A 1,671-nucleotide genomic window follows, 5' to 3' on the forward strand; every position below is an offset into this window, starting at 1 on the left:
GCGGCGGCAAGCCCGACATCCTCGCCGCCATCCTGCGCCGCGGCGGCGACCCCGACGCCCGCGAGCCGGAAGGCGACAGCGCCCTCGCCATCGCAAGGGCGCAGGCCGCGCCCGATCGGGCGCCCGACTGGCTCGGACCCGCCTATCTCGAAGACCTCAAAACCATCGTCGCCCTCCTCGAAGCGGCCGGCGCGAAACCTTAGACGAGCGTCCCGCTCCGGCCATGGAGGGTGTTATGAAGGGCTGGTGCTATTCCCTCATCGTCGGGCTGGCTCTTTCGCTTCTGTCCTTGCGCACAGCACAGGCGGATACCCCTATGGAGGTTCAGGAGGTGGAGCTTTCGGCGCATCTGCCCGACCCCACGCGGCCGCCTGCGTTCTTCTCCGATGAGTCCGCGATCATTGCAACGGCGTGGCTCCGTCTGACGATTGACGAGCAAGGACGGGTCGTTGCCGCCGTCCCCGAGCCGAAGGGAACACCCTGGAGCGATCGCCTGCTCAAATATCGCCAGCGGATTTCGGACATGGCCCTTGGCCTGCAGTTCCGGCCCTTCGAACGGGACGGCAAACCCGTCGCCGTTACGGGGCCGATGAGCATCGCGGTCTATCCAAAGACAAAGCCCGCCGCTGATCGCCCGTTCGCCGAAGCCTCGATGGCGGAAACGGACATCAGCCTGTCGCGGGGCCCTTGCGAAGGCCTGTGCCCCATCTATGACGTCACAATCCACGGCGATGGCCGCGTGACCTTCAATGGGGATTTCCACACGTCGATCATCGGTGCCGTCGATTACCGCGTCGATCCAGCAAACGTCGCCGCCCTGATCGAACAGTTCCGCGCCGTCCGCTTTTTCGGCCTCGAAGACCGCTATTTCAATGATAGCATCTCTGATTGGCCCGAAGCACGTATACGCCTTCGCCGTGGGAACTCGGTCAAGACCGTCAGGGAATACGATGGCCTTGCCGTCGGTATGCCGATGTCCGTGATCGACATAGCCGACGCCATCGACCGATTGGCGCGCAGCGACCACTGGATCTCCGGCGGACCGGAGATCGTCGACGAACTGGCCGCATCGGGCTGGGATTTCAGCAGGGCCGATTTCGCCGATAATTTCGCCTGCATGACTTACGATATCTATCTGCGCCCCGGCCTGCTCGATGCCTTTCTCAGCCACGGTACGCGGCCGGACGGTCATTGTGATGGCTGGTCGGCGATGGAAATCGCGGCAAGACATGGTCCGGTCGAAACCTTCGAGCGGCTTCGCGCCACTGGCGTCCTGAAAGGCTACACACCGGATCAGAAGAACGCCGTATTGATGGAGGCCGTCTCCGGTGGCCAGCTGGCCATGGTCGAAGCCATGTTGCGCGAAGGCGCCGACCCGGCGGCCCCAAACGAAAAGGGGGAGAGCGCCCTGAAGGCTGCCGAGCGTCTGGCCTCGGCACCTGGAGGTGGCGAAAATCCGGAACGGACGGCGGATCGCCCCCGGATATGGCAATTGCTGCGATCCATCGCCGGCGCGAAACCCTAGGCTTCCGGCACCACGATGCCCTCATGGGCGAGCAGCCAGCGCTTCACGTCTTCCGAGCCGCCATAGCCGCCGAGGCGGGGGCCGGCAGCCAGGACGCGGTGGCAGGGCACGAGCAGGCCGACCGGGTTGCGGCCGCAGGCCTGGCC

3 protein-coding genes are annotated in these 1,671 nt (G+C 65.1%); 2 read left to right on the forward strand and 1 reads right to left on the reverse strand.

Going from position 1 to position 1,671, the window contains the following annotated elements; translation table 11 throughout:
- Together WAZ62_RS00515 and WAZ62_RS00520 are read left to right on the forward strand one after the other, a co-directional pair.
- Positions 1-203: hypothetical protein (locus tag WAZ62_RS00515; protein ID WP_422641574.1), on the forward strand; the 203-nt coding region annotated here is incomplete at its 5' end.
- Between the two features lie 32 nt (positions 204-235).
- Positions 236-1,525 (forward strand): DUF6438 domain-containing protein, encoded by a 1,290-nt coding sequence (locus WAZ62_RS00520; RefSeq protein ID WP_422641575.1) that lies wholly within the window; start codon positions 236-238, stop codon positions 1,523-1,525.
- Here WAZ62_RS00520 and WAZ62_RS00525 read toward each other — a convergent pair.
- On the reverse strand, positions 1,522-1,671 hold a 150-nt coding region (locus WAZ62_RS00525; RefSeq protein ID WP_422641576.1), incomplete at its 5' end, for a methylated-DNA--[protein]-cysteine S-methyltransferase. The two genes, WAZ62_RS00520 and WAZ62_RS00525, sit on opposite strands and share 4 nt — an antisense overlap.

It is taken from the genome of Zavarzinia sp., assembly GCF_049306435.1.
GTDB lineage: Bacteria > Pseudomonadota > Alphaproteobacteria > Zavarziniales > Zavarziniaceae > Zavarzinia.

Coding starts and splice junctions, on each gene's coding strand:
- WAZ62_RS00520 (WP_422641575.1), top strand. CDS start 236: ATGAAGGGCTGGTGCTATTCCCTCATCGTCGGGCTGGCTCTTTCGCTT.